Genomic DNA, 24,970 nt, shown 5'->3' with positions numbered 1-24,970 from the left:
AGATGCATCTCCATTTGGAGTGACTGATACAATATGCCTATGTAACATAGCATATTACGATACTTAAGTATGACCTGAAAGTCGCATATTTGACACATGTTTACAATACATATATACAAATAGTATTTACAGAAATGTATCGTTAATTTATAATAGTCATAATTTGTAAGAGTAATATTTTGTAAATAAGCTATAACTGTAAAGGCAAACTTATCGAAAGGTAAGGGCGCAAAGTTATGGGCCTAAAGCTACGAAGCTATGGCTGCCAAACCGCCAGTTTGTGATAGTAAGCCTATCCCGAACCTTTGGGATAGGCTTTTTTATGTCTCTATCACTACGGAGTCTGAAAAAAATGTCGAAGAATGGGGGATATTCACAGAATATAGCGTTTCGCGTCAATACAAATAGCATCTAAGGAGTGCAGTTAAATTGAAGACCAAGAACTATTTCGGCAAAAATCTTTTATTCTCGATGTTGAATTTGCTAGTCATCGGGGTCGTGCTTATTTCCATCAGCGCTTATTTTCAGAACCAAATTTTAACAGATACATTGAGAACGCAGACCCATAATATGACATCCGTGTGGGCACAAGGTATAACCTATAAAGACGTCCAGGGTGCATTAAGTGATAAGAGCTATGAAGCAAGCGAGCAGCAACGATTAACCAAACAATTTGATAGTTACACTGCCTTCAATGCCAATGTAGCACAAGCTTATATCTTTGGGGTTGAGTTAGCGGATGGAAATAAAACATCGTTGATTTCGTTCCCGAGTCACGTTGTTAAAGCTTTTAAGGAGGCAGGTTTGAACATCGGAGATATGTATGAGCAACCGAAAGGGATCGTCAAGGGTTTGAAATCCATGTTGAAAACTAAAACCGAGACCTTCACTTCATACTATAAAGATGATTACGGCACATGGGTCAGCGTCCTTTATCCCATTGTTGACGATAATGGCAATGTTGTAGCTTACTTTGGCGTGGACGTAGACGCTAAAGTGATTCCCGATGCTCAAAAATCGTTCCTTCTGAGTTCGATCATTTTACTCTTAATCGCCTTGGTGATTTGCAATGGGGCGCAATATTGGGTGGCAAGAAGAACGCTTATGCCGATCAACCAATTAATGCGAGGAATCGAACAAGCCTCTAACGGAAAGTTCAATTTTACATTAGAGGAAAACGGCGGTTTCGGCGAATTAAATCAAAAATTCAATATGATGCTTTCTAATATTCGCGAAATATTATCAAGTATTAAACAAACAGCTTCAAGTGTATCCGACGCTTCCAATGAACTGTTCAACATCACTGAAGACAATCGTCAAAGCATTGAACTGATCACAACTGAAATCAGAGACATGAATACGCATGTCGACCAGCAAAAAAATTCTACAGAAGAATGCGGACGATCCGTTGAAGAAATTGCAGCTTCTTTGCAAGTCATCGCTCAAAACGCAACCGAAGTTGCTAATGCTTCTCACGCTATGAAAAATCTATCCGAAGAAGGCAATATGGCCGCTCAAACGATATCGGATCAAATGGGACGCATCAATACGAACTCAATTTCTACCGCAGACACAATCAAGCTCCTTGAATCGAAATCAGAAGAGATTGGCAGTATTCTCAACCTTATTAAGGACTTAACTGCTCAAACCAATCTACTTGCATTAAACGCAAGTATTGAAGCTGCGCGAGCTGGCGAACATGGCAGAGGGTTCGCAGTTGTAGCTGCTGAGGTACGTAAGCTTGCCGATCAATCGAAAAATTCGACAAGTCAAATTGAAACGCTTGTTGCCGACATTCAATCAGAGACTCACAACACAGCTACATTCGTGACACAAGGTACCAATGAAACCAAAAAAGGATTGGAAATTGCCAAAAGCACAGGAGAATCCTTTACTAATATTTTGGATGCCTCGCAGGTCGTATCGAATCAAGTTATCGATATTTCATCCGCTACACAAGAAATGTCTGCAAGTACAGAGCAAGTGACTGCTATGATGGGGGAATTGGGAGGAATATCCAGAAAAACAGCGCAAAGTACTAACAAAATTATGGAATCGGTTCTAACTCAGGAATCATCCTTACAAAGCATTTCAACTTTCGCCAGCAAGCTCTCAACGGTTGCTGTGGAATTGAGCGATATGGTAGGCAAGTTTGATATAGAGATGAAATAAACGGATAGGAATTCCGGATTACATGGCGGTTGTCGCCCTGTAATCCATTCCAATAACATAGTTCACATATAGAGGAGAGAGACCATGCTGAATCTCGTCAAAGAAAAACCGTCCATCTACAGTGAAATCAACCATACGGACGAAGCCTACCCAGAAACAGAAACGATATCCTCCATCTTTCGGCGCGTAGCAACGAGGTATGCAAATAAAGCAGCAATCTCTCATGGTGACATTGAAATTCTTTACGCCGATTTGTTCACAAAGAGCTCTCAGGTTGCGAACGCTTTGACCAATGCCGGCTGCCGTAAGGGCGATTTTGTCGGTATTTATATGGAGCGCAGCCCCGAAACCGTTATCTCCATTCTTGGAGTATTGCGTATGGGCGGTATTTATGTCCCTATTGACCCGGAGCATCCTATTGAACGCAATCGGTATATCGTACAAAACGCTAGTTGCAAACAATTGATCATCAAGAAGAACCACGTGGAAACTGCTGCAGAGTTATGTCTTACCTTAGGTGTCGATACCCCGATTTCGATAGAAAACTGTTTTTCGAACAGCGCAACCAGCTTCGAGGATGCGAACATTACTCCGGATGATTTGGCTTATGTGATTTACACTTCCGGCTCCACCGGAAATCCGAAAGGTACGCTGATTGCTCACAGAGGCGTTGTAAATCTTTCGAATACGTTCACCAACAAATTGGACATTTCGAGCGCAGATGTGCTTACTCAGTTTTCTACATTTAGTTTTGACGCCTCTATTTTAGATACGTTTAACTGCTTGCTCAACGGTGCAACGCTTGCTATTTTAACTAAGGAAGAGCAATTGACACCTGACCTTTTTTTGTCCCTTCTTGAAAGCAAAAAAATTACTATCATTGGTTGTATTCCCACATCTGTATTTAATCGACTATCTGAGACAACAATTTCCAATCCCAAATCAATGTGGCAGACGGTAAGAAACATTACCGTAGGTGGGGAAGCACTTCTCTCCGACCATGTACGCAAGTTCCAAGACAAGTTTGGCATGGATACCGTCATTTTTAATGCTTATGGACCAACAGAGTGCACGGTCGTTACAACGACCTTCAAGATAACTGACTATTGGAACAGCAATTCGATAACTGTCCCTATCGGCTCCCCTATCGGCAATTATAAGATTTATGTTGTTAAAGCTGATGGGACGCTTGCGGAAGTCGGCGAAGAAGGAGAGCTTTTCATTGAGACCTTTGCTCTTGCCAAAGGATATTTGAATCTCCCTGACAAAACGAACGAAGTTTTCATTACGAACCCGTTCAGCAGCGCTCCTAACTCCAAGGTTTATAAATCGGGCGATATCGTCAAAGTGCTATCCGACGGCAATCTCGAATTCCAATATCGTAAAGATGGGCAATTAAAACTACGTGGCTTCCGTATTGAAATTGGTGAAATTGAGAACGCTTTGTCCAAGCATCCTTCCGTTCTCGATGCAGCCGTAGTGGCTATCCAAGAGAACAATACGGTAAAGCATCTTTCCTGCTTTTACTCTACAAAATCCCATGTATCCAGCACTGAGCTGCGTGAGCATATCAAATCTTACGTCCCCTATTATATGATTCCAAGCTTTTTCTATAACCTACAGGAAATACCGCTCTCTCCTACAGGCAAAGTAGACAGGAAGAAGCTACTCGCCATGGATAATATCGATTTAGCAGAGACGAATAGTCCTTATGAAGAGCCAGCTGGCGAATTAGAGCATGCCATTGCATCGGTATGGTCTAAAATTCTAGGACTTGCGCGAGTCGGTCGCAACGAAAGTTTCTTCGAGATTGGCGGAGACTCTCTAGGTGTTATGGCGGTTTTATCACGTTTAAAACAGAATTACCTCAACTTGCGAATGAATGATTTGTATCAATATCCAACCGTGAAAGATTTGGCTGCCTATATGTCTACATTATCTAGTAGTACTGACGAGGTTGAAGAAACGTCCTTCGCCGAGTACATGCTACTTAAGGAGCTGCCAATACTTCCAAAGGTGCATATGAATACCCAAAACGGTTTAGGTTCGGACATTTTGTTAACTGGGGCAACCGGATATTTGGGTTCACATTTGATATACGAGCTGTTGACAACCACAGATGCTAATCTCCACCTACTGGTTCGTCCCAAATTTGGTCATAACGGGATTGCTCGGGTTTGGGAAACCTTGGACTCCTATTGGGGTCAAACGTTTTTTGCCAAGTATACGAATAGGATTTTCGTACTCGAGGGTGATTTGGCGAATGCTGACTTAGGCTTGGGCGCCGAAGAACGCAAGTTTGTTTCTACTAAAATTAGTTCTATTATCCATGCTGGTGCGGATGTTAGACATTTTGGCAGTATAGATGATTTTCATGCAACCAATGTGATTGGCACTCAAAACCTGCTGAAATTGGTATACGATAGGCCTACCGTCCCCTTCCACTTCATTTCTACAATAGGAATACCGGAAGATATGGCATCATCAGGATATTGGGAAACGGTATCGCAAAATTTCCAGGAGTTTTATAGCTTGAAATTGGAAAATGTATATACAAACAGTAAACTTTTAGCAGAAAAATGTGTCGTTGAAGCTATTAGTGCAGGGCTGCCATGTTCGATATATCGAGCAGGCAATTTGTCGTGCCACAGTGTGACCGGTCGCTTTCAAAAAAATATACATGAAAACTATTTCTATCGTATGATTAAGGCATTCTTGCTTCTAGGTAAAGCGCCTATCGTTGACGCATATATGGATATCTCTCCCATAGACTTTGCAAGCAGCTTTATGGTCTCCTTAATGAAGCAGCGAACATTCGGTGAAATCTACCACATTTGCAATCCGGTTCAAGAACATTATGATGCATTCATTGAAGCGCTGAGAGAACTAGGATATGCTATTGACCTTTTACCGCAAAAAGAGTTTGAAAAGTGGGTCATTACAGTAGGCAACAACATCAGTACGGAAGCTGTTCAATTAGCCATTCCATTATTGGAAGGCGACGGGGTTAGAACTTCACCGTACCTTTATAGCTGTGAGAGCTCCATTCAGAATGCTAGTTCCTTAACTCCCTTGCCAAGCTTGAGAACGTTGGTAGCCGCATTGGTCGAACATGCAGTCGATCGTGGATATTTCCCCAAACCGTAGAACCTAACATCTGAGTCCTCTGGGCAAGCCATCATACTGAATAACGGATAGACAAGTTGAATGATATTAGGGGCAGACAAATTTTTCAATTTGATCTGCCCTTTTAACTAAACATTCTCCAACAACTGCCCAAACGGCGGCTAGCTAAACAAATATGGAGGAAACATCGCTCCCCCTTGAACAACAAAAAAATGCCTGAAAAGACCAGATTAGCCTAAGCTAATCTGGTCTTTTCAAGCTGATTATGACTACCGCTGAATCCCGATTGTCACGATCTCACAGGGGCCTACTGGCAACGTCAAGCCGCCATCTGCCTCCACGGCCAAACGCTCACCTTGTATCTCCAAGATCGTACTCTTATAGAAATTCCGCTGCGGAAGTTGCGTGCTGACCTTAACCGCCGCATGCTGTGAACGCATGTTGTACCAACGAAGCAGCACATCACCTGATGCTTCATTCATTTTCATCGAGGATAAAGCTAGCCCCTCACCTTCCCATTGGAAAGGAGCAAATGTCGAAGCAATTCGGCCATAATGGATGCTGGTTTGTGCCACTGTCCAAGGAATTTGGAACTGGTATGCAGCCGTATAGGCTTCATATTTGTCGCCATCACCAGTATGCGGGAAGATCGCCAATCGAACCGTATGTTCACCCAGACACTGAGCCTCCGGAGTCGGGAACAAGCCCCAATCGCCGAGCTCGCCAACAGCGCGCAGAAGTGTAACGGCGATCGTATTCCGCCCATCGCGCAGAACTTCGTATTCGTTCAATCCGAGATTGGCAACGACCAAGCCCGCCCCCGCTTCGCTGACATCAACGAATGCCTGTTGATGCTGAGTATTACTTGGGTTTTCCCACTCTGCGGCTGGCGTATTATCCCGTTGCACGACTTCAAACATCGAATCAACATGATGCGTCTGCGCAGTCAGATCCGTTGGGAATAACATCCGCAGACGATGATCCTTCGCCTGATTGTTGTAGGATGACTCGATCTCAACTCCCTGGCCGGCTCGGCTCAAACTAACCACCGTGCGGATCCGCATCGGAATCATGCGCGTTGAACGCTGTGCTTTGCGATGCGGATAGTACACCAAGTCACGTTGTTCAACGTCCAGCATGTCGTCGCCCGACGCAGGAATCTCCCAATCATGGACGATTTCGACGGAAGCTTGGTAGGCCGTATCTTGGAGCACACGGATTTGAGCTCGTAATTCGCTCGTTGTTAGTGGCTTTTCGCCATCTGGTTGGCGGAACATATACTCGTTTCCAATATCTCCGGTATTCTCGTATACACCCAAATCCCGGTACGTGCGCCCGTTCTTCTTATCCGTCAGCGTGAATGAACCGTTATCCGCGATTTCAATCTTGATCGCTGCATTTTCCATGACCCGCTCATTTGTGAATAACGAGGAATCGGCTAGTTCTGTTTCCCTCTTCACCCAAGCGTAAGTTTTCAAGCCTAGTGCCGGCACCTTATCTGCTTCAAAAGTCAATCTTACTTTTCGGCACATATACGGCTGACGGAACTTGTCGTCCGGCAAATCGTAACCGAATTGCAAGCCAAGATCCTCGACTGTGCATGGCAGAGCCTCCGATGATGCATCCACGAGTACTCGTCCTGTGATATCTGCCGCTTTGGCAAAAGCGCTTGCTTCTTCCAGCGTATAGCCATCTCGGAAATAAAGGCGTAAAGCATCGATCTCAATACCGACAACCCCCGAGCGTTCCCAACCCGACGTATTAAACACGACTACGGGCAGAGCGCCTTCGCCCGCCAGGGTAAAGTCAGTTGTATCGATTGCGTCTGCAATGGCTTGCTTGCTGTCATCGATAATGGCTTCAGCAACATGGCGGCTCTTATCGAAGCGCGTGACCATTTCACGGTGCACTTCATCCACGGAGCAACCGCAGATGCTATCATGCGGATGGTTTTGCATTAAGGTTTTCCAGGCATAAGTGAACAGATGATGCGGGTACTTCTCCCCAACTTTAAGGACATGAGCGAAAGCCGCCAGCGGCTCGGCCACTTTCTCCAACATCGCTTGTCCCAGCTGATTCATCTGCTTCAAATACACACGCGCCGAAGCCGTATTGACAAGCGTTGACCATCCGTCCGTCCGTTGGCTGCGCAGCTCGCCTTTGACTGTCGAAAGTTCCTGCTTGCCTGAACGCTGAACGGCCGCCAAATAATCGTTAAAATTCGAATGAACAAAGGTTGTATCCGGAAAAAGCTCGCTCGCAGCTTGAATCGCTTCCGGTAGATCCAACTGAGCAGGCTGATGATCGCAGCCATTCATGAAGAGCAGTTCGCCTGTGGAAGCGTATTTCTCAGCGTCCGCCAGTTTGCGTTCCCAATACGCTTTGGCTTCTTCCTTATCAACCGGGATCTCATTGCCGTTGGAATACCAGTTGGCAAATAGAATACCCAGCACCTGGGAGCCATCTGGCCCCTCCCAAATCAGCTCCGAGAAAGAGGATTCAAAATCACCGTCCGAGACTGTGTTGTTGAACCCCGTCGGCTTCACGCCTCGGCCGAATAAAGCATTCGTGATGCCGGACTGCTGCATCAATTGCGGCGTCTGCCCGACTAAGCCGAATGTGTCGGGAAAATAACCGATTTTCGACACATCGCCATACGCTTTCGCATCTTGATGTCCAATCTGCATATTGCGGACATTGGCTTCGCCGCTCGTCAAGAAGGCATCCTGCAAAATATACCAAGGTCCGATGAGGATACGGCCATCTCGAATTAATTTGCTTAGGCGATCCTTTTGTTCGGGTCTGACCTGCAAGTAATCCTCCAGAATAATCGTCTGGCCGTCCAGAAAGAAACTGCGATAATTTGCATCTTGATCCATTTTATCTAATAACGTATCTACGAGTTTAACTAGACGCACGTGGTGCTTCTCATATGGTAAATACCACTCCCGATCCCAATGGGTATGGGAAATGATATGAGCCGTTCGCTTGGTACTCATGGGTTAGCTCCTTTCAATGTGGACTTCATCTGGGCGGTAAATGGAAATAACTTGCCCTTGTTGATCTGCGGCAAAGAGCACGGAACGCTCTTTCTCCAGTGTAAAAGCATACGTTGTCTCACTATCGGTGTCCCGCACTTTCACATTCACGTCCCATGCAAATTCGGATACAAATACATACAAGTAACCGCCCTTGAAACGCAGCTTCCTTCCGTAGATCCCCGCCACATCGCCTTGAAGCCACTGCAATCCGCTGCTGCAACCCGCTTTATTCACTGCGTATCGGTACAGCGCCTCTACGGTATCCATCCGGTCATTTACTTCCACTGGCAGCGGACTCCATATCAATCGGCCATTGCCTAAAGGAAGTTCAACAACGCGATCTCCGCCAGCACTTGGCTTCGCTTCCGAACTTCCAAGTCGTACTTCTTTCAACGTTTCAGCAATTCGGCGTCGCCCATAGGAAACAGGGTACAAAGTGCCTTCCAGCTCAAGCATTTCTTCACGGCGCACATTGTGGAGTTCTGCTTCACCCATCTCACCCTCGAGTCGCGGTGTTTGTTTCCAGTATGCGTCAAGACTGATTGGACCTGTAGCGAGTAATGTCGCACCCGTGCGCTTCACAATATCGATCAGCTTTATCCATGCTTGTTCATCCAAATTATGCGCGCTTGGAAGCATAATCAGCTTCGCCGGTTGCTGTTCCAGCGCCTCCAAATGATATTCCGAAGCCGCGCGGAACGGCAGCTTCATCCCGTATGACAGCACGCGAGTCATGGACGTCGTGGCATCGAACGCTAATTTCCGGTTGGAGAAATCGTTGGAATAAGGAAATACAGTCACAATTTCTTCCAGCTCTCGTTCCTCGAATAGATCTCTGATCTCGGCCATAAATCGGCCGAATTCATAAGAAACATCCGCTTCCGGTTTCTCTGTACCATCGGCACGAAGCGCTCCGATATGTGACTCGTTCGCGTTATCCATATAGAAATTGGTGTTCCAAATCCAATGAACAGCTCCTGCGCCTCCCGTTGCAAAGGCGTAAGCATATTTCCGCTCCAACATGCTGCGCAGCTCGATCTCCGAACGTTTAGCACGTCCATCCGGGGTCTCTACATACATAATGCCAGTCTCTTGAATGACATTCGGTTTATTGGCTGTTTTGGCAAAGATGCCATCCCAAACGAGGTTATCGTTCAACCACCAGGAATGGACCGTTGTGTAATCTACCGCTTCTTCGTAGAAAAGCGGTGATGGCCGCTGCGCGCCAAGCGCTTCATCCTGGCCTACCACAACGAGATGCCCAGGCACAATTTCTTTGATGGTGTCATATAGCTGTTTGGCCCACTGGTTGTGCATCTCCATCGAGAATAAGCAATAATCCAGCCAGCGTGTCCCCTTTTTCGCCCGATGCATGTCCTGCACATCGAAATTGATGTCAGCCGCCTCCGGAATGGCAGCCGCTTCATAAGTCGGAAGCTGCATAGGCGTCATATTCCAGCGTTCTTGCAGCAGTTCGATGCTCTCATGACGCTGCATGAGCCACGCAATGAAAGCCTCTTTCTCATACTTATCCCGACTGGAACGAGGTCCATCCGAGAAAATCTGAGCTGGATCGAACATCGATGGCTCGTTGATCAGGTCCCAATCCACATGGGTTGTCGCCTGATGTCGGGAAACGATGGAGCGGATAAACCGCTTTTGAGCCTCCACGCTTTGCGGATCGAGATAGGGATTAACCCCTTCCCAAGTTTCAGGTGTGAAGGAGAAGAAGGTAAACGTTACCTGTAGATGATGCTTTTTGGCTGTCAGAAGAAAAGCATCAATGGCTCTCAATACTTCTTCCGAAGCATGGCCATCTACCTGCATGATATTGCGGTAGGCGGTCCAGATGCCCGTACGAATCCAGTTAATGCCTGCTTTGGCCATTTGGGCCATATCCCGATCCCAGACATCGCTATTCGGCAGGAATAAGAATTTGCGAGCCACATCGGACGTCATGTACGTCATGCCAACTACAGGCAGCGGACGACCATCCTTGATGAAATAATCGCGTCCGCAAGTGATGGGCTGACCTTCTGCGAGAAGCCCTGCATCGTGCCCCCAGAATCCTTGATGAAGCATACGCAGCTCGCCATCTTCTGAGGTTGCCTTGCACGTTACGCGATACAAACCACGTTGTATATCAAGCGGTACGGGAATGCGCACCACATTGAATTCCTTGTTAACTTGAACAGTTAGACGATGCGTCCAAACATCCTGTGTATCTTTTTCATGTTCGACACGAAGATCCAGTGTCCACGTCTTAACGGCATCAGTAGCCCCGATAAGTTGTGTCTGAATCGTAAGCATCGCGTGCTCGCCAGGTTCATAGCTGGCATAATTCGGCTTAATCCACAGCTCTGTCACTCCGTTCGCACAGAATTTCGCCCATTGGACCAATTTCTGCGCGCCGCCTTCGCTCCAGAACGAGGGACTCAGCGGCACATTGACGAACATCCAACGCGAACCGATAAACGCACCGCGCGAATTTTCCCATAGGACAACAGGGGCCGCTACTTCGCGGCCTGTCTTGCCTAGGCTTTTCAGCAGCGGATAAATCTGCGTGCTCATCGTACCCGCCGCGCCCATCTGATGAGGCAAATCACTGTCGCGCGTCGTATGCGGCACCATATTCCATGTATCGGCAAGCGCGAATAGGGATTCTTTCCCTTCCAACAGCGGTAACGTTTCCGATGTGATATAGGAGCGGATTGGCGTACCTTCAACGCGTAGAATTTCATGAATATGCAGCTGTTGGTGGTAGCCCGTCTGCTCAGATTCCACCTGCCAATTCTCATCTTCCCAGCGGACAGGACGCTTGAAGGCTGCGCCGCCAACACTCAGCAGGCCGCCGCCGCGCTGCAAGAACGCCAGAATCTCAGGCCACGCCGCTTTCGGAAAATACGGCGCATGCAAATTTACGAAACAACCGCCTGCTGCTGATCTCAGCGCCTCTCCAAGTGCATGGGCACCTACCACAACTGCGCCTTGCGCCGTCAATTGCGTGATGGGCACATCGCTCCACGAACTGCTCGGGAATCCGGGTTCATAGAATATAAAGACCGGACGACTCATAGAAGACCATCCTTCATCGCTTGATACACCAATTGAGAGAACAGACTGTTCGACCAAGCAAACCACTTCCGCGTGAATATCGATGGGTCATCCACGTGAAAACCTTCATGCATGAATCCCGTATCCGCATCTGTCGCTTCCAGCATCGCAATCATCTCCAGCTTCTCTTCCGCCTTCGATGCCGTGATACCTTGCATGGACAGTGCCATATGCCAAATGTAGTCGTCCGGTGTATGTGGACTGCCGATACCTCGAGCTACCTTGCCTTCAAAGTAAAACGGGTTCTCTTTGCTGAGTGCAAAGCGTCTTGTGTTTTGATAAATAGGGTCGTCCGCGGTCACATAGCCCAAGTAAGGAATCGACATAAGCCCGGGTGTCCCGGCATCATCCATCAAGCAGTAATTGCCGAAGCCGTCCGTTTCATACGCATAAATGGGACCAAATGTCGGATGACGATAAATCCCGTACAATTGAATGCCATGGTCAATATCCGCTTCGAGCGCTTTGAGTTGTGCAAGGAAATCCATGTCCCGAAACACCCATTCCGCGAATTCTTGCATATGGCGAAGAGCGACTACCGCGAACATATTCGCTGGAATGTTATAATGAAAGTCACACGCATCGTCACTGGAACGGAAGCCTGACCACACCATCCCCGTATAATTCACAGGCATACCCAAGCCATGATTGCGGAGAGAATCGGTTGGTATCCCGTTATTGCGGGTAAAGCGATAAGGTGACTGCTCGAAGTGATGCTGCTCTGTTAGGAACAACTCATAAATCTTAACCATCGCTGCTTTAAAACCAGCGTCAAAGATATCCGTCAGTTCGGTTTCCTTCCAATACGCGTAAGCCAAGCGCATCGAGAAGCACAAGGAATCGAGCTCAAATTTACGCTCCCATACCCATGGCGACATCTCCGTTTGGTCTGCTTTGTTCCAGTGCCAGTCATTGGCCGACTCATTAAACGCATTCGCATACGGATCAATATGAATATACTGGATATGACGTTTAATTAAACCGCTAATGATGCGTTGAAGATCCGTATCTTCTTTGGCAAAAGGCACGTAATGCATGACCTGTTCGACAGAATCACGCAGCCAGGACGCCGGAATATCTCCCGTGATGACAAACGTGGTGCCATCTGGCATCAGCTTGGTTGTTGTTTCTAAGGTATTCGGAAAACAATTTTTAAATAATTGCAGGAGTTTAGGACGATGCGCCAGCTTTTCTTCGGCTTCCAACAAGACATCTTGAATGGCTTGTGGCAGTTCCAGCTTGGGCATCGGAATTTTGGGCAGTCTGAATTGTTCCACGGTAAATCCTCCACATTTCTATAATCTACGAAGTTGGTTAGGGCACTACTCTTTTACAGCACCGATCGTCAAGCCTTGAATGAAGTAACGCTGGAAGAACGGATAGGCGAATATAATCGGTCCCGTCGCTAGCACAACCATAGCCATCCGCGAAGTATCCTGCGGCAGCGATTGCAGCAAGCCTATGCCAACCGATGGGTTGCTCGTGTTCTGGAGCAAGAACTGCATGCTGTTCTCAATCCGCATCAGCATCGATTGCAGCGGCACCAAGTTCGGCGTGTCGATGTACAGCAGCGCATTGAACCAATCATTCCAGTACCCCAAGGTACTGAATAACCCGATCGTCGCCAGCCCTGGCAGGGACAGCGGCAGCACGAGCTTGACGAAGATGCCGAATTCGCCGGCTCCGTCCATTTTGCCCGATTCAATAATGGCATCCGGTACGGATGTACTAAAGAAAGTACGCATAATCATGATATAGAAGGCGTTGCCCGCTAATGGCAGAACCAAAGCCCACAGGGAATCCTTGAGCCCGAGCAATTGCGTCATGACAATATAAGTCGGCACAAGTCCACCGTTGAAGAGCATCGTAAAAAAGGCGAAAAAACCGAAGAAATTACGGAATTTAAAGCTTTTTCGGGAAATCGCGTAGGCGAATGTAGCGGTCAAAATCAAGCTGACAAGCGTACCTACAACCGTCACAAGGATCGTGACGCCATAGGACATCAGCAATTGGTCACCTGCTTTGAAGAGATAACGATACGCTTCCAGGCTCCATTTCTCCGGGATGATGCGATATCCGTTCGTATTCAGCGATTTCTCATCGGTGAACGAAATAATCGTCACAAACAGAAATGGGAACACACAAGCAAGGGTAAAAAGACCCGCGGCCAAATGAGCAAACACATTTAAAAGCGGCGGCAATTTATGAAAGTCTTGTTTTTTCATCGCTTTGACAGCATTCATTATCAGTTCCTCCTTTCCGCAATCTTGGGCTAAAAGAGTGCATTATCTCTATCGAATTTTCTAACGACATAGTTCGAAGTCATCACAAGAATGAAGCCGATTACGGACTGATACAAACCTGCGGCTGTACTCATGCCGATTTCCCCCGTAGATTTAAGGCCGCGGTATACGTACGTATCGATAACATTGGTTACGGAGTACAACGTTCCCGAATCTCTAGGCACTTGCAGGAACAAACCAAAGTCTGCATAAAAAATGCGTCCGATCGCCAGCAGCGTCAGAATCGTCATTAACGGTTTTAACATCGGGAACGTAATGTTGCGGATCTGCTGCCATTTGCTCGCGCCGTCAATCATGGCTGCTTCATAAAGCGATTTATCGATCCCCATGATCGCCGCCAAATACACAACAGAGCTGTAACCGACTGATTTCCAGAGATAAACGAGAATAATGATCAGCGGCCAATACGTCTTGTCGTTGTACCAACGAATTGGATCCACGCCAAACCAGGGAAGTATATGATTAAGCATTCCTTTATCCACACTTAGGAAACTGAATACGAAATAGCCAACGATGACCCAAGATAAGAAATAGGGCATGAACATACCTGTTTGATAAAGCTTAGCAAGCTTTTTATTCGTGATTTCAGATAACACAATGGCGAGTCCAACGGACAGCACCAGACCTGCAATAATGAACACAATATTGTATAACAGCGTGTTGCGCGTAATGATATAAGCGTCGTTCGTACTAAAAAGGAATTTAAAGTTCTGTAAGCCAACCCACTTGCTCTCCACAATACTTGCCCAAAAACCATCACGGCTGTAACGGTACTGCTTGAAAGCAATGACCATGCCTGCCATCGGTAAATAAGAGAAGAACAGGAACCAAAGTGTTGCTGGTAATGCCATGAGCAGCAGCACTCTGCTTTGTTTAACATCTTTGAAAAAAGTTCCTATTCTGTTCATACAATCACCCCTTCGCTGATATTTAGACAAAGATCAGGTGAATGCAGAACATTCACCTCATCCTTAAACTTGCCTCTATTTTTTGTTAGCTGCTTTCCATGCATCAATTTGACTTTGTGCTTCCGTCATAATTTTATCCAGTCCGGCTGCTTTGAATTTCTCGTTTGCAAGCGGAATGTATTTATCTGGATCAACGGTCCCCGTCATAAGTGTTGCCCAGAACTCTTCTTTCACGTTCTGTACAGCGGCGATTTCGTTGATTACTTTGGTTGGATCGAAGTTAAAGCCAAGCAGTGGAGCAGGTACGCCTGTATCGTTAAATTTCTTGAATTCTTCCCATTTGTTCTCAGGGTCTTTGACATCTCTGTATGTCAACAGCACATTACCAAGGGAGAATGTAGGCATATCATAGTTTTTGGATGCTGGTAAGTTTTCCATTTTGTCGTTGTCGACTTTTTTATAGTGTTCGCCTTCAATACCGGAATCGACCATGTTGCGAAGTACAGGATCTGTGTTAAGCAGGTTCAGGAATTCCATCGCTTTTTCCGGATATTTGGAGTTGGCCGAAATTGCTTGCATGGAACCCATAACGGACCAGTTATAAATTAGGGCAGGGCTTGCTGGTTTGGAAACAACAGGGTATCCATAGCTTGCTGACCACAGGTTGTCCGCGAAAGGTTGATTTGTCGCTTTATCGGAGAACCACTTGCCAGTCACTTGTACATCATTCAAGGATGTCAGCGTGGATGCTTCTGTTGGAATGTAGCCGGCTTTGTAATATTTATTCATTGTTTTCAAAGCTTGTTTCATTTCTGGTGTATCTAAAATGTTAACGACTTTCAAATCTTTGTTGTCTACGCTAACTGCCATTGGCATTTTCTCAATGATGTAATCGTATGGCACATACGGCATGTAGTTTTTATCAACAGCCAATCCGTAAGTGTTCGGCTCTTTGGCTTTAATTACTGAAAGCAGCGGCTCTAAGCTTTCCAGTGATTTTACGTTATCCAGACTAATGTTATATTTGTCAGCCAGGGTTTTGTTGAAACGCCATACGTCTTGTGCTGGCAGCTCTTTGTTAGCTGGAACACCGTAATTATGTCCATCTACTTTGGAGCCGTTAAGGAAAGCAGGGTCCAATGCTTTGACGATGCCTTGTCCATTTTTTTGCAGCAGCTCGTCAATCGGCTTGAATGCGCCTTTACGCGCATTTTGCACATAATCAAATGCCCATGAAGACGTGAACATAATGTCCATAGGTGTGCCAGAAGCAGTCATAACTTGCATTTTTTGAGCATAATCGCCCCAATCCGTCATATTCATCTTCACCGTAACGCCGATTTTCTCCGCGGTGTACTTACTGACTTCAGCCATAACGCGATCCACATCTTTCTGTGGCGTTCCGATTGTATACCAAATTAATTCAACGGGTTTATTCGTTGCCGCATTCCCTTTTGCATCGTCGGCATCTTTGCTGCCACAAGCGCTAAGCGTCAAGGAAACAGCTAACGTTAATCCTAGTGTAGTGACCAAGTTTTTTTTCATTTTTCTCATTTTTTGAGTCCTCCCTAGTGAATACTCGTTTTCTACGCCCGTAGGGGCTATATTTACAGTACTGCATGAAAGCAATTACAAATAGACGATAAACTAAATGAACCCTGTCTAAACTAAAGAAAAAAACGCTATCAAATCATTTTCGCACAAAAAAAAGACTGCTTCTAAGTTTTCCCTAGAGCAATCCACGATAATCCGTTGGCGAGATGCCAACATACTTTTTGAATTGTTTATAAAAGTAACCCAATTCGGAGTAACCTACCTCTTTGGCAATCTGATGAACCTTCGCATGCGTTGTCTTGAGCAGTTCTTTCGCCTTCTCAACCCGGAAACGGTTCATATACTCCGTAAATGTCTCATTAATCTCTTTGTGAAACAATTGCCCTAAGTAAACAGGATGGATGTGGTAGTAGGCACCCAACATTTTGAGCGAAAGCTCCTCCGCATAGGACTGCTGCACATATTTCAACACCTGCTGCACAATTGGACTGCGAACATCCGAAATCAAAAAGCCAATTGTCGTCTCGGCAATCTCCAGGATGGCAGCTTCCAGCTCTTCCAGCGCGACCGCCTCGCGAATCCGGTCAAAGGCAAGATGATACGCCTCCAATTCTTCGGTATGTCGGATTGCTTTGATTTCCAACTTGAAATGAATGACCATCTCAAAAGCAATATTCTGAAAATCCCGCGGCGTAATTCCCGGCACGGCTTGAATTCGCTTGAAGTCGCTACGAATGCAAGCACGCAGGTTTTCTATATCTTTGGCAATAATAAGCTTGGCATAGGCCGGCCAATCAATGATCGAGAAATCCACCTTGGGATTGTCTTGATGCATGGCCAGCTCCTGATAATCAATCAATGGCAGCTCAGGATAAATCCAGAAATACTCCTGTGCCTTTTTGGCGGCTTCATAACTTTGCGCGACGCCATCCGGCAGGTGACCGACGGTACCTATGGAGATGCGAACCGATTGGTCTTGAAGCGCGGTATGAAGCTGATGAAGCAAGGACATCAGTTCTTTTTTGCCCTCTTCCATGTGATCTATGGATGCAAGCAGCAGGATATCTCCGTCCATATCGCGGAAAACGGTCACCCATTCGTAGGCATCCAGCCGGCCAGTGATAAATTCCATGTCCTTATCTGCATCAACAGGCATTCGCAGAACGGCTGCGACCATATAGGCACTTGCTAAGTTGATGCCTAGAAGTTCTGCACGCTCATAGAACTCGAGCGGCGCAATCTGCTGTGTCAACCAACGATGCAGCGTGTTGTCCTTCAAAATTTGCTTGCTGTATGCCTGAACCAACTGTGTTTCGTTCATGGTATTCAGCTTCTGTACGGTATTTTGCAGCGACGCTTTAAGTTCTTGGATGTTAATGGGCTTGAGCAAGTAATTTTCGATGCCTAGCTGCATGCCCTCTTTCAAATAAGAAAACTCATCGAATCCACTGAGCACGATCACTTTCAATTCCGGATGAATGGATCTTGCATGCCGAATCAAATCCAGCCCATTCATAATCGGCATCGAGATGTCTGTTACCAAAATATCGACGGATGTTTCCTGCAAAGCGTCCAAAGCTTTCTGTCCATTGCTGGCATGCCCCACAATTTCCAATCCGACTTCCGCCCAATCAATAATGTCATACAACCCTTCTATAATGAAAGGTTCATCGTCCGCAAGAAAGACCCTAAACATCGTCCACCTCTGCTCCTCCGTCCATCGGCATCCAGATATCAATGGTCGTTCCATGGCCTGGTTCACTATGTAATTTCACGCCGTATTCACTGCCGTACAGCAGTTTAAGCCGTTGATTAATGCTTCGCAACCCAAAAGACTCCCCTTCCAATTCCTCATCTTGCAGAAATAACGCCAATTCCTTGAGCCGCTGGGGTGCAATCCCGTTGCCGTTGTCTTCAATCTGCACATGCAGAAACGCTTCTACCTGCTTCACCCGGATGTGAAGCTCATTATCCGAGCTTTCGCTTCGCAAACCATGCACAATGTAATTCTCAATGATCGGTTGCAGCGACATTTTCATCACACGCACAGACCCGAACCGCCTGTCCCAATCTATGGTATACGTAAATTTATCCTTATATCGAATTTGGAAAAGTTCCAGATACAGACGACAGGCTTCCAACTCATGTTTAAGCGTGTAGATTTTCTTCTGTTGGACAAAACTTCGGAACAACGCCGATAAGCTGTAGATCATTTCCCCAACGTCATGTGCGCCTTGCGAAATTGCCCGCATCCGAATCACTTCCAGCGTGTTGTAGAGGAAATGAGGATTAACCCTAGCTTGCAGCGCCGTCAGTTCTGTCTGCTTTTGCTTAATGTTCGCTTTATACACCCGATCAATATAAAGGTTCAATTCCTCAATCATCTCGTTAAAGCTCCGTGATATTTGCCCGATCTCATCCTCCCGCACATCGGGTATCCGCACACTAAGATCGCCTTGCTTTACCTTTCGCGTGAAACGGATGATTTGATTGGTCCGTTTGGCGACACTCATCACAACTAGGAACGGAATCAGGATGGCGAAAAAAATACAAATCGCACTGATGAGGAAAATCGTACTGCCGATTTTCTTCGAGGAAGCATCTAGCTCTTTGCGGGGGATGATGCTGACCGTGCTGAAATTCCCCTTGCTTTGCGTAAGCTTCGTCACATAGTCGCCTTGGCTGGAACCACCATTTTCATACATCGCATTGATTTGATCCATATGTGGATAGATCTTCCCAACGTTTTGATTAGAAGAATCGAACAGCACACCGCCGTCCGGGGCCAAGACAAGAATCATCCCCTTCAGCTCGTCCTTATCGTTCTGCAAAATCTTCCAAATCCCATCCGTACTAAAATAAACGACCTGCTGGCCAATCGTCTTGAGCGTTAACTTGTCCGTGATTGGCGTTCGAATCGCATACAGGTTGGGATCCCATTGTCCGATCGCTTCACGCACCCAAATATTTGGCAATTCCACACTCTTGCTTTCGAGAGCCATCACATCCGGGATATAAGAGCGTGCGCGATTGGCGGTAACGAATTTCATCTGCCCATTTTGACCCAGCGCATATAAAGTCTGCTGATCCTCGCTGTATAGCAGCAAATTACGGATATCTTTGTTGTCTTCCACCTGATTTTTAAAATATTGCAGCCCATCGCTCCACATGCTGTTACCGCCTAAATTATACTGCTCCAAACCATGTTGGACATATTCTTGAAAAGGATGCTGCAGCATAAAAGAAACACCTGAAGCCAGCGAGCTATCTCGATAGAGGCCAAATAGGATTGACTGGGCTGAATCATATTTTCCACCCAAATAATTGTTAACGTTCGTCAGCGCTTTCTTCTGGATATCCAACTCTCGGTTGATCGCCGCTTGAGACATCGAGTAGTACATAAAATAAGAAAACGAAATAATCGTTAGAACTGTAATCATGGAAAAGAGGAGCAGCAGCCTCATAAACAAATTATTTTGCAAATAATTCCGATATATCTTGCGCAGCACCATCCAGTTATCATCTCCTGCTGTTAATCGGGTACATTATAGCATAAAAATCTAAAAGGGATGAATTTCGGCCCACTCGCACAGAAACCTAAAAGAGCTGCCAAGAGGCAGCTCTTCCAAGTTAAACTATCATTAGCCGTTTTAGATTAAAAACAACGTAAATGTTAATGGATAAATCGAAGCCAGCCGATGTCGATGTTGCAGCCGGGGAGAAAAATGAGTGACACGGTGTTTTTGCCTGTGATCGATTCGTCTAGACTGAACACGCTACTTGCGTACTCATCCCTGCTTGCCACTTCTATCATTTTTCTGATTTCACGCTGGCCATCGGTAAACACGAGCTGTATCGAATTTGGTTCTATTTTTGAACGCCAGCAAATTTCAATTTGTCCTGCACCTAATTCACCGAAGTTCATATTTTCATACACGAGAGATACGTTATTCCCTATATTTTCAATCGTATCCTCACGAATGGTAAAGCAATCGCCATAAACCCTTGTAACTTCAGTGGCCTTCAACTTTTGGAACGCCTTTTGATACTCCGCAAAGGTAAAGCCTTTGATGTGTACCTTTTGTCTAAACACAAGACATAAGGTGGTCAAACCTATCAGTCTACGCGGGAGCTTACAAACCACTTCCTGGTAAGTGTTCCAAATTGATCCTTTATCATAGTGGATAGTGCTGAGATGCTCGCCTCCATCCAAAGGCATTCCCTCCCAAATTTCAAAAGTAAAAGGGTCTTTACTCAAAGGGAATAGAGGCAAAGTAATCTCATCCGACCCGTAATCTCCAAAGTCCAAGTCTTTAAACCCGACATGACTTTCGCCATCTCTTAACGTAGCTATGCCACGCTCATTGCCATTGGTCAGCTCTACGTTGCTCGCATTGTACAGTCCGCCGGATACGAACTCATAAGGGTTAATAAAGGTCTTTCCTAAGCCTTGAATTTGCAGGGTAATCATCGAGATAAAAGCAAAATGATTTCCACCGTTTTTAGGGGAACAACGCACATAAACTTCGCCGTCTCCTCTAGGCTTGATGGTTGCACTTTGTCCATCTTCAGATACCACAATCGTGGCCAACTGGCTATCAATACCAGCGGAATCTGTGACCCGCCAATATAAGTCGCTATAGGTTGCATGTTCTGGAAATGTCTTTGCCATCACATGGTAACCATCCACTGTTAATTGGATTTTGCGAATAGGTACGTCACTCTGCTCTAATTTTGCATGAATGACAGGAACGCTATGACCAACCCGCTTTACGATGGCCAATAGCTTTCCGCTAAAGAGCCGCCTGGAGTCCGTCTGATACGGGTCATAGTCCGTAGCATCGCCGTTATCCAGTGCGAGCAATGTTCCGCTCTCGACGGATACCTGGACACGACAGTTGGCATTTTCAACGGGATTGCCTTTGAAATCCAAGGCTGTAATCGTTGAAAAAAGAAGCTCGCCTCTGATTTCGTTTTCAAGTTGCAGCTTTACAGCATCACCAAAAGATGTTCTGCTCTGCTTTGCAATCTGTTTGCCATTTTCATCGTAAGCCACCGCGCGAAGCGTTCCGGTGCGATATTTGATTTGCCAATCCGCAACAATTCTATCGTGATCCAGCGACACAATACCTTGACTTTCCTCATTTACAAACAATTCGACTTGAGCAGCGTTGGAGCAAACTCTTACGTCGATGACCTGACCTTCCGAAAAATCCCAGTACGGATACAGATGGACAAAAGGCTCTTTTCGATAGTCGGTCCATGCAGCTTTAAACAAGTAATACGAATCTTTTGGAAAGCCTGCCGTATCTACATGTCCAAGATAGGTGTTCTTGGTGTGGTAAGGTGTTGGCTCGCCAAGGTAGTCCTGACCTGCCCAAATAAACTGTCCAAGAGAGAAAGGAGTGTCTGCGTCTGCTTGGATACACCATTCCACGCTTTTGGCTCCCCAGCTTGTGGCGCTGTTGCCAAGAGCCGAACATTGCAGGTCATCGTCCGCTAAAATTGATTGTGACAGTGGAAAATGGTAAATGCCTCGGCTTTGCACCGTGGAACAAGTCTCGCTGCCATAGATGATCCAATCCGGATGATCAGAATGATGCTTTACGTATAATGGCTCAGCGTAGTTATAGCCGATTAGTTTGATAACGTCAGCGCATTGTTGCGTATTTTCCCAGGGCATGTAGTTGGAGCATAAGGTAACAGGCGCATGAACATTGGGATCATGCTTTTTCACCAAATCCATAAGGTAAGTCATCGTTGCTTTTCCAGACTCTGCATCTGCATGCGTATCATGAACTTCGTTGCCAATGCTCCACATGATAATCGAAGGATGGTTGCGATCCCGGCGAATCCAAGAGGTCACATCCTTTTCCGCCCATTCATCAAAGAAACGCGCATAGTCATGTTTCGTTTTGGGACGTTTCCAAACGTCGAATATTTCGCTCATGACAAGGAAACCCATTTCATCTGCAATATCGTTAAAAATGCTAGCTGGCGGGTTGTGAGCCGTACGGATTGCGTTGACTCCCATTTTACGGAATATCTCAAGCTGCCTGCGAATAGCGTCCGGGTAAACTGCTGCACCCAATCCGCCGAGATCGTGATGGAGACAGACGCCATTTAACTTGACATGCCTGCCATTGAGAAAAAATCCCCGATCTGTCGTAAACGCGATCGTCCTAAAGCCAAAGCGGGTATCCACTGTATCTGTCATCTCACCGTTAACAAAAAGTTCGCTTCGCAGGGTGTAAAGCTGGGGATTCTCAACGTCCCACTCTACAATTACGTCATTCTTTTCTAAAAGTGTGTGGTGAACCTGATAAGGCATTCCTTCGGTTTCTACTTCCACATCTACTTCGTAACTCCACTGACCGCCCACTTTACGGGTCGTAATATAGATTCCGTCAGATACGAAGTGACAGGCGTTTTTTACAATCAGAAACACATCCCGATATATGCCCGCCCCTGTATACCATCGGGAGTTTGGCGCTTGATGAACGACCTTGAGCAGAATGGTGTTTATGCTGTCTTTGCTTATAAAACCTGTAATATCAAATTCAAAAGCCGTGTACCCATACTTCCACTGACCCACCTCTTTGTCGTTAACAAACAAGGTACTGTCCATATACACGCCATCAAAGCGGATCAATAGACGCTGTCCGTCTTTTACGTTACTTGCGTCTAGATCACGCTTGTACCAGCCGATGTCATCTTTGTACAAATTTTTTGTATCTGCAATCAACCAGTCATGAGGAACGCTGACGGGTACAAACTCGTTTGGCTCCCCTTTTGCAAACTGCCAACCATCATTCAACATCTGCATACGAAATCCTACCTCCATAAAAACCTAGAGGCTTGCATGTGCAAGCCTCTAGGTATTATCCATCTTTTTTGCTCGTAGAATGCTATTTCAGCTTTGTTTCTTTTCCGAAAGCTTTCTCCCATGCAGCTGTTCGCTCGTCGATAATCGCTTGACCACCTGAACCGAGGTAATCCTTCATGCCTGCGTCATATACAGCGTCAAATTTGTCAACAGGTGCCACAACAGCCTTGTTCAAGAGCGTATCACGTTTCTCTTTAAGTGCTTGACCTTGCCCGTCTTCTGCCTTAATAGCACCCACATTGGCATTCTTGCCTACACGTCCGTCATGCGTTGTAATTTGATTCGCTTTCTCAATATATTTGGCGTCAATACCAGCATAACCGTTGGCAATTGATTTGACTGTCTTCGCTGGATCGCCAAGATCAAGACCATTGCTTGTGATCGTGTAGTCGATGTTTGCTGGAGAGTTCATAATTTTTTCGCCTGTTGCTGCAATTGTCTTCACGGAACCGTCAGGCAACGTTTGACGAGTAACGCCTTCTTCTCCAAATTGCAGGAATACGCGATTGTCAAGCTTGGAAATCCAATCTAAATAGAGTAGAGAAGCAATTGGTTCTTTGTTTGTAGCTGGGAAAAATATTTTACGATCAACAGGACCTGATAAAAATTTCTTATAAACACCAGTATCGTTGGCAAATGGTTCAACAGCAATATAAGCTGCATCTGGGCCAACAAGCTTCTGAAGGCCTGCCTGAATGCTGTCGGCGCCGTTACGATACGGGTAATCCCAGTTGTGCATAAATGCGCCCACATAGCCTGCTTTCATGAGATTATCTTCCGTTTTATCTCCGGCAGGATAAAGTGCGAAATCCTTCCAAACCAGACCTTGGTTATACCACTTGTTTAACGTTTTTATGCCTTCTTTGTAGTTCGGATAGAGAAAACGTCGATCGTCAAAGTCGTGCGTGTAGATGTCCTTGTCTGTTATATTAGAAGGCACGTAGGCCGCAGTCAAATGATCTGTACGCCAACCGACGTCAAAGCTCGTTGAAAAAGGAATCATCTTGGCGGCATCTTTTCCTAAAAGTGTGGAGGCGTTGTCTTTAAATGCCTTTAGCATGTTTTCAAATTCTGATAACGTTTTTGGCGCTTGAAGATTGAGCTTTTTTAACCAATCCTCGCGCACAAAGGTATTCGTGCGGTTAAGGTTGTTCAAACGAGACTCTATTGCCCACAAGGTTCCTTTGCTAGGATCCTTGTCCCAATAGATGTTTGCTTCGGTTAAATAATTCCACATGTTTGGCAGAAGGTCTTTGTTATCTTTGAGAAGAGGGCCTAGGTCAAGGACACCACCCATATTGGCGTACGTTTGGATGGTTGGATAAGAGTAGGTGAGACTGATATCCGGCGCTTGATTCCCTGCCAAAAGATTGTTAATCGCCTCGCCCTCTGTCCAACGTGGAACAGGAACAAATGTAACGTCTACATTGTGGTCACGAAGCATTCCGTCTTTGATATATTTTGTATAGACGTTGTTCTCTGGTTTGCTTCCCCCGGGATTTCCACGGTCATAAACCTCTACCTTGATTTTACGAGTCTCCTTGAATTTGAAATTGGCATCGAGACCTAGCTTTTCTAGTGCTGCGTTGCTGTTGCCAGGAGCACTAGATGCAGGTGCTGAAGCAGATGGAGTTTCGGATGAAGCTGGTTTGTCGCTGGTGGTACATCCTGAAAGTGCTCCAGCTAGAATGGTACTAGTCGCTAGAACGGACAATACTTTGCGAAATTTCATGTTTATTCCTCCTCATTCTTGTTTACTATTTGGCGATAAAACCTTCCTCTACACGCGGTCGCTCATCTTTGAATGGCCTCGATAGAGGTTTTCTCATTGATTTATAAAAATTGACGTAGCCAATTCCTATCATG

12 protein-coding genes and 1 riboswitch are annotated in these 24,970 nt (G+C 45.9%); of the genes, 2 read left to right on the top strand and 10 right to left on the bottom strand.

What is annotated here, in order from left to right; all coding sequences use genetic code 11:
- The first annotated feature begins 193 nt into the window (after positions 1 to 193).
- Positions 194 to 278: riboswitch (cyclic di-GMP riboswitch) on the top strand.
- A gap of 151 nt (positions 279 to 429) precedes the next feature.
- Both ACSQ8O_RS13450 and ACSQ8O_RS13445 read left to right on the top strand, forming a co-directional pair.
- Positions 430 to 2,172 (top strand): methyl-accepting chemotaxis protein, encoded by a 1,743-nt coding sequence (locus tag ACSQ8O_RS13450; protein WP_436242066.1) that lies wholly within the window; start codon positions 430 to 432, stop codon positions 2,170 to 2,172.
- Between the two features lie 84 nt (positions 2,173 to 2,256).
- Positions 2,257 to 5,319, top strand: coding sequence for an amino acid adenylation domain-containing protein (locus ACSQ8O_RS13445; RefSeq protein WP_436242065.1), 3,063 nt, complete (start codon positions 2,257 to 2,259; stop codon positions 5,317 to 5,319).
- A gap of 248 nt (positions 5,320 to 5,567) precedes the next feature.
- On the opposite strand, the gene ACSQ8O_RS13440 is transcribed toward ACSQ8O_RS13445, so the two are convergent.
- From ACSQ8O_RS13440 to ACSQ8O_RS13395, 10 genes are all read right to left on the bottom strand, one after another.
- Positions 5,568 to 8,297 (bottom strand): alpha-mannosidase, encoded by a 2,730-nt coding sequence (locus ACSQ8O_RS13440; RefSeq protein WP_436242064.1) that lies wholly within the window; start codon positions 8,295 to 8,297, stop codon positions 5,568 to 5,570.
- Positions 8,298 to 8,300: 3 nt separating this feature from the next.
- Positions 8,301 to 11,414: a beta-galactosidase gene (locus tag ACSQ8O_RS13435; protein WP_436242063.1), complete on the bottom strand. Its 3,114-nt coding sequence runs from the start codon at positions 11,412 to 11,414 to the stop codon at positions 8,301 to 8,303.
- The gene (locus ACSQ8O_RS13430; RefSeq protein ID WP_436242062.1) at positions 11,411 to 12,730 is read right to left on the bottom strand and encodes a glycoside hydrolase family 125 protein; all 1,320 of its coding nucleotides are present in this window, start codon (positions 12,728 to 12,730) and stop codon (positions 11,411 to 11,413) included. The genes ACSQ8O_RS13435 and ACSQ8O_RS13430 overlap by 4 nt, the downstream gene beginning before the upstream one ends.
- Positions 12,731 to 12,775: 45 nt before the next feature.
- A complete protein-coding gene (locus ACSQ8O_RS13425; RefSeq protein ID WP_436242061.1) occupies positions 12,776 to 13,696 on the bottom strand; it encodes a carbohydrate ABC transporter permease in 921 nt (306 codons plus the stop codon).
- Positions 13,697 to 13,725: 29 nt separating this feature from the next.
- On the bottom strand, positions 13,726 to 14,664 hold the full coding sequence (locus ACSQ8O_RS13420; RefSeq protein WP_238172796.1) for an ABC transporter permease: 939 nt from the start codon (positions 14,662 to 14,664) through the stop codon (positions 13,726 to 13,728).
- Positions 14,665 to 14,739: 75 nt separating this feature from the next.
- A complete protein-coding gene (locus tag ACSQ8O_RS13415) occupies positions 14,740 to 16,218 on the bottom strand; it encodes an ABC transporter substrate-binding protein (protein WP_436242060.1) in 1,479 nt (492 codons plus the stop codon).
- Positions 16,219 to 16,393: 175 nt separating this feature from the next.
- Positions 16,394 to 17,914: a response regulator gene (locus tag ACSQ8O_RS13410; protein ID WP_436242059.1), complete on the bottom strand. Its 1,521-nt coding sequence runs from the start codon at positions 17,912 to 17,914 to the stop codon at positions 16,394 to 16,396.
- Positions 17,907 to 19,730 (bottom strand): sensor histidine kinase, encoded by a 1,824-nt coding sequence (locus ACSQ8O_RS13405; protein ID WP_436242058.1) that lies wholly within the window; start codon positions 19,728 to 19,730, stop codon positions 17,907 to 17,909. The genes ACSQ8O_RS13410 and ACSQ8O_RS13405 overlap by 8 nt, the downstream gene beginning before the upstream one ends.
- A 161-nt stretch (positions 19,731 to 19,891) precedes the next feature.
- Positions 19,892 to 23,044, bottom strand: coding sequence for a glycoside hydrolase family 2 TIM barrel-domain containing protein (locus ACSQ8O_RS13400; protein WP_436242057.1), 3,153 nt, complete (start codon positions 23,042 to 23,044; stop codon positions 19,892 to 19,894).
- 82 nt (positions 23,045 to 23,126) lie between these two features.
- Entirely contained in the window at positions 23,127 to 24,836 is a 1,710-nt protein-coding gene (locus tag ACSQ8O_RS13395; RefSeq protein ID WP_436242056.1) for a hypothetical protein, read from the bottom strand.
- Between the last annotated feature and the right edge of the window lie 134 nt (positions 24,837 to 24,970).

Origin of the sequence: Paenibacillus sp. LjRoot56 (assembly GCF_964253335.1) — a bacterium.
Lineage (GTDB): Bacteria > Bacillota > Bacilli > Paenibacillales > NBRC-103111 > Paenibacillus_E > Paenibacillus_E allorhizoplanae.
The sequence above is the reverse complement of the archived record's forward strand: the minus strand, read 5'-3'. Positions and strand labels throughout refer to the sequence as shown.

Bases quoted from the DNA above. Each gene is read 5' to 3' on its own strand.
- ACSQ8O_RS13395 (WP_436242056.1), bottom strand. From the start codon at position 24,836: ATGAAATTTCGCAAAGTATTGTCCGTTCTAGCGACTAGTACCATTCTA.
- ACSQ8O_RS13425 (WP_436242061.1), bottom strand. From the start codon at position 13,696: ATGAATGCTGTCAAAGCGATGAAAAAACAAGACTTTCATAAATTGCCG.
- ACSQ8O_RS13435 (WP_436242063.1), bottom strand. From the start codon at position 11,414: ATGAGTCGTCCGGTCTTTATATTCTATGAACCCGGATTCCCGAGCAGT.
- ACSQ8O_RS13400 (WP_436242057.1), bottom strand. From the start codon at position 23,044: ATGCAGATGTTGAATGATGGTTGGCAGTTTGCAAAAGGGGAGCCAAAC.
- ACSQ8O_RS13415 (WP_436242060.1), bottom strand. From the start codon at position 16,218: ATGAGAAAAATGAAAAAAAACTTGGTCACTACACTAGGATTAACGTTA.
- ACSQ8O_RS13445 (WP_436242065.1), top strand. From the start codon at position 2,257: ATGCTGAATCTCGTCAAAGAAAAACCGTCCATCTACAGTGAAATCAAC.
- ACSQ8O_RS13405 (WP_436242058.1), bottom strand. From the start codon at position 19,730: ATGGTGCTGCGCAAGATATATCGGAATTATTTGCAAAATAATTTGTTT.
- ACSQ8O_RS13420 (WP_238172796.1), bottom strand. From the start codon at position 14,664: ATGAACAGAATAGGAACTTTTTTCAAAGATGTTAAACAAAGCAGAGTG.
- ACSQ8O_RS13410 (WP_436242059.1), bottom strand. From the start codon at position 17,914: ATGTTTAGGGTCTTTCTTGCGGACGATGAACCTTTCATTATAGAAGGG.
- ACSQ8O_RS13440 (WP_436242064.1), bottom strand. From the start codon at position 8,297: ATGAGTACCAAGCGAACGGCTCATATCATTTCCCATACCCATTGGGAT.